The organism is Caballeronia choica, from assembly GCF_001544535.1.
Taxonomy (GTDB): Bacteria; Pseudomonadota; Gammaproteobacteria; order Burkholderiales; family Burkholderiaceae; genus Caballeronia; species Caballeronia choica.
In genome coordinates this window covers 1-4,685 of record NZ_FCON02000301.1, presented here as the reverse complement: position 1 = coordinate 4,685, position 4,685 = coordinate 1, and the positions used below count along the sequence as shown (strand labels likewise).

Annotated in this window: 4 protein-coding genes; 2 read left to right on the top strand and 2 right to left on the bottom strand. The window is 59.6% G+C overall.

The genetic code is table 11. The features are described 5' to 3' along the window. Window positions 1-185: hypothetical protein (locus AWB68_RS50385; protein WP_235028827.1), on the top strand; the 185-nt coding region annotated here is incomplete at its 5' end. A 255-nt stretch (window positions 186-440) separates the two neighbouring features. After that, window positions 441-1,601, top strand: a complete 1,161-nt coding sequence (gene prpC / locus AWB68_RS42745; RefSeq protein WP_087650150.1) for a bifunctional 2-methylcitrate synthase/citrate synthase — start codon at window positions 441-443, stop codon at window positions 1,599-1,601. 64 nt (window positions 1,602-1,665) lie between these two features. Here prpC and AWB68_RS42740 read toward each other — a convergent pair whose 3' ends face one another. Next, complete coding sequence (locus AWB68_RS42740) at window positions 1,666-4,164, bottom strand: glycogen/starch/alpha-glucan phosphorylase (protein ID WP_268810985.1); 2,499 nt, start codon at window positions 4,162-4,164, stop codon at window positions 1,666-1,668. Window positions 4,165-4,386: 222 nt separating this feature from the next. Beyond that, window positions 4,387-4,685 (bottom strand): hypothetical protein (locus AWB68_RS50380; protein ID WP_235028826.1); only part of this gene is annotated, 299 nt, incomplete at its 5' end.

Below are 4,685 nucleotides of genomic sequence, written 5' to 3'. Positions count from 1 at the left end.
GTCTTAAACCAGCGACTGGAGCCGAAATTCTTGAACGCCGCTCGGATCCGGAAGCGAACCCAACGTCAGGCAAGCGCGCCAAGCAATCGTCAGCCTCACCCATCGTGACGAGGCCGTGGGCGAGAGCCAGCGAACACTACGACTGGATGGACGCACATACCCCCTGCGCCGACCTCAACGCGTGACGTTTGAACAAAAAAACAAAAGTCTCGTTCTCCCTGCTGGTGAAGGCCATCAGCAGGGCGGCGTACAGCCACGCACTGCGGGGCATTTTCTTCCCCCCGGATCAATGAGTCCTGGCGGGCCCATGAGACTGGAGTAGCAGCCCATCGGTCTTTTCGCAACGAACTGTATCAATATCTCGTTATCACGCATACGAAGACAAACTCGCATTATTAGCCGTGAAGAGATAACTCTTGAACCTGGAGACGACACACATTATGAGCGAAGCAGACAGTAACACTCCCAGCACGTTCAAACCGAAGAAGTCGGTCGCATTGTCGGGCGTGACTGCGGGCAACACGGCGCTGTGCACCGTCGGCCGGACGGGCAACGACCTTCACTATCGCGGATACGACATCCTCGAACTCGCGCGCGCGTGCGAGTTCGAAGAAATCGCCTATCTACTGGTCCATGAAAAACTGCCGACGCAGGCGGAACTCACCGCCTACAAGACGAAGCTCAAGTCGCTGCGCGGCCTGCCCGCCAACGTGAAGCTCGCACTCGAATGCGTGCCGGCTTCGGCGCACCCGATGGACGTGATGCGCACCGGCGTATCGGTGCTCGGCACGGTGCTGCCCGAGAAGGACGACCACAGCGTGGCGGGCGCGAAGGACATCGCGGACCGTTTGATGGCATCGCTGGGTTCGATGCTGCTCTACTGGTATCGCTTTTCGCACAGCGGCCGGCGCATCGAAGTTGAAACCGACGACGATTCGATCGGCGGACACTTCCTGCATCTGCTGCACGGAGTCGCGCCGTCGAAGTCGTGGGTCGACGCGATGCACGTGTCGCTCAACCTGTACGCGGAGCACGAGTTCAACGCATCGACCTTCACCGGCCGCGTGATCGCAGGCACGGGTTCCGATATCTATTCGGCGATCACCGGCGCGATCGGCGCGCTGCGCGGGCCGAAGCACGGCGGCGCCAATGAAGCCGCGTTTGAAATTCAATCGCGCTATCAGAATGCGGACGAAGCCGAAAGCGATATCCGCCGACGCGTCGAGAACAAGGAAGTCGTGATCGGCTTCGGGCACCCGGTCTATACCATCTCCGATCCGCGCAGTGCGGTGATCAAGGACGTGGCCAAGAACCTGTCGCAAGAAGCATCGAACATGAAACTGTTTGACATCGCCGAGCGCCTCGAAACGCTCATGTGGGAAGCCAAGAAAATGTTCCCGAACCTCGACTGGTTCAGCGCGGTGTCGTATCACATGATGGGCGTGCCGACCGCGATGTTCACGCCGCTCTTCGTGATCTCGCGTATGTCCGGCTGGGCCGCGCACATCATCGAGCAGCGCATCGACAACAAGATCATTCGCCCGAGCGCAAACTACACTGGGCCCGACGACTTGCCGTTCGTACCGCTCGCCAAGCGCTGACCGTGAAAAAGGGATCGTAGTTGACTGACGACCGGCGTTATTGCCGACCAGTCTCGAATCCAGTTCAGGGTCGGTCAAGGGCGATCCTCACCGGGGAAATCTTCCAGATTCGGTCAGAGTACTCACGGATCGCGCGATCGGACGAGAATTTCCCCGATCGCGCCGCGTTGAGAATCGACATGCGCGTCCAGCGTCTGGGGTCCTGCCATGCGACGCTCACGCGCTCCTGGCACGCAACGTAGTCGGCGTAGTCGGCCAACACAAAAAACGGATCAGACTTGCGCAGAGTTTCCACGAGGGGGCGGAAGACCTCCCGGTCGCCGCGTGAAAAGTATCCCCCTGCAATCAGTTCCAGCGCTTCGCGCAACTCCGCATTGCATTCAACACGGTCTTCCGGGCGATAGCCCTCACGCTTGACGCGCTCCACCTCATCCGCAGACAAGCCAAAGAGGAAGAAGTTGTCCTCACCGACCTCCTCGCGGATCTCGACATTCGCGCCGTCCAGTGTTCCGATCGTGATTGCGCCGTTCATCATGAATTTCATATTGCCGGTGCCGGATGCCTCCTTGCCGGCAGTCGAGATCTGCTCGGACAGGTCTGCAGCCGGATAGACGAAATGAGCGTTCTTTACGTTGAAGTTCGGAAAGAATACAATCTTGAGCCTACCGTTCATCGACGGATCGTTGTTGACGACTTCAGCCACACCTGTGATCAACCGGATCATCAGCTTGGCCATCGCGTAGCCCGGCGCCGCCTTTCCGCCGAAGATGAAGCAACGCGGCACGACGCCCTGCTCCTGGTCACGGCGCAGACGCTGGTAGAGTGTGACGATGTAGAGCGCGTTCAGGTGCTGTCGCTTGTATTCATGGATGCGCTTGACCTGGATGTCGAACAGCGCATCGGGATCCACAACGATGCCCGTGACGTCCCGGATACGTCCAGCAAGAACTTCCTTGTTCCATCGCCTGACACGGCGCCACTCGTCGTGGAAGGTCACATCGTCGGCATGCGCCTCGAGTTTTCGGAGTCGCGTCAAGTCGGTCACCCACCCTTCACCCACTGTTTTGTCGAGCACTTGGGCGAGTGCCGGATTGGAAAGCAGTATGAATCGACGCGGCGTAACACCGTTGGTGACGTTGTAGAAACGCTCGGGCCATAGTTCGGCAAAATCGCGCAGCACAGTCTGTCTGAGCAACGTGGAATGCAACGCAGCCACACCGTTCACGGCGTGGCTGCCGACCGTTGCCAGATGCGCCATGCGGACCTTCTTCTCGCCCGCCTCGTCGATCAGCGACATGCGCTCGATACGCGACTCGTCGCCGGGATGACGTTGCCGGACCTCATCGAGAAATCGGCGGTTGATCTCGAAGATGATTTCGAGCAGGCGTGGCAGCAGGTTGCGAAAAAGGGGTACTCCCCACGTCTCGAGTGCCTCAGGTAGCAGCGTGTGATTGGTATAGGCAAACGTGCACCGTGTGATGTCCCACGCTTGATCCCAGGGCAAGCACCGTTCGTCCACGAGCAGGCGAATCAGCTCGGCGATCGCGATTGACGGATGGGTATCGTTCAACTGCACGGCGAACATCTGCGCGAAGCGTCCGACCGGCTCGCGCCTGCGGTCAAGCAAACGCAGCATGTCCTGCAGCGAGCAGGAGACGAAGAAGTATTGCTGTGCAAGGCGCAGGCGCTTTCCCGCTTCGGGCTCGTCGTTTGGATAGAGCACCTTCGACAGCGTTTCGGAAGCCACCTTGTCCTGCACGGCCTGGTAGTAGTCGCCAGCATTGAAGTCCTGCAGGTCGAAAGACTCGACAGCCTCGCTCTTCCAAAGCCGCAACGCGTTACACGTGTTGACCCGGTATCCGAGCATGGGCATGTCGCAGGCCACGCCTTTGACCTGGCTTGCCGATATCCAGCGTACGCGAAAGCGGCCTTGCGCATCGGTCTCATGTTCCGTATGCCCCCCGAAGGAGACATAGAAACTGACGTCCGGGCGAAGGAACTCCCATGGGTTGCCGCGCTGGAGCCACTTGTCGGTCACTTCCGCCTGCCATCCGTCACGGATCTCCTGGTTAAAGATGCCGAACTCGTAACGGATGCCGTACCCGATAGCCGGAATTTCGAGCGTCGCCAGCGAATCCAGATAACAGGCGGCCAGCCGCCCCAGCCCCCCATTGCCGAGCCCAGGTTCCTCCTCGATCGCCAGCAGTGTATCGAGGTCCTGGCCGAGTGACTGCATCGCGGCTCGTGTGTTGGCTTCGATTCCCAGGTTGACGAGGTTATTGCCAAGCTGCGGTCCGATCAGGAACTCGGCCGAGAGGTAGCAGGCGACCCTTAATTCGCGTGTGGCATAGCCTTCGACGGTTGCCGCCCAGCGCTCCAGCATGCGATCGCGCACGGTGTATGCGAGCGCCATATACCAGTCCTGCAGGGTGGCAAAGGCCGGATGGCGGCCCTGCAGGCAGATCAGGTTGTCCATGACGCCACGCCGCAGCGCATCGGCATCGAGCCCACTGCGCGCGGATTCAGCGCCTTCTTTCTTACCAAAGGTTGGATTGGTGGGCACGTTGCTTACTCCGACTGGGAGATCCAGGGCTTACTCACGCGCATCTCGGTTACGGACGGTCGGGCGAGCGCAATTCCGCGGCACCGTGGTACCGACTCGCGTCGGGCTGCATTGATCGCATCCGCGCTCGTCCTGGGTGCCATACTCAGGCAGCGACTACGATTTGCGCCCGTGCAACGCTGCATCTGCGGTACGGGAAACATAATGGCCGCCTCACCCATCTTACGCTTGAACTGGGCGTAAAGAGCACGCGCCCCGCTCCATTGCTGTAACTGTCCCGTCCCAACAGACAGACAGACAGACACCTGCCGAACAGTTCTGCTCGTCGGCCGCATATGCATTCCACTTCTTAGCAAGATCACTTGCAATCCTTAATGCGATACTTAGCGCGACCGAACCCATTAACAGGTTGCTGAAATACCAGTAGCGCGCGTCATCGTGGACGGCCGCTAAGGCGTTGATATGAGACCCCTCACTCGCTCCCCAAGAGATCATGCGCGGCGCCGACACGTTCACCGAGA

What these genes read in the sequence shown, in the direction of transcription:
- prpC (WP_087650150.1), top strand. Translation starts at nt 441, where the DNA reads ATGAGCGAAGCAGACAGTAACACTCCCAGCACGTTCAAACCGAAGAAG.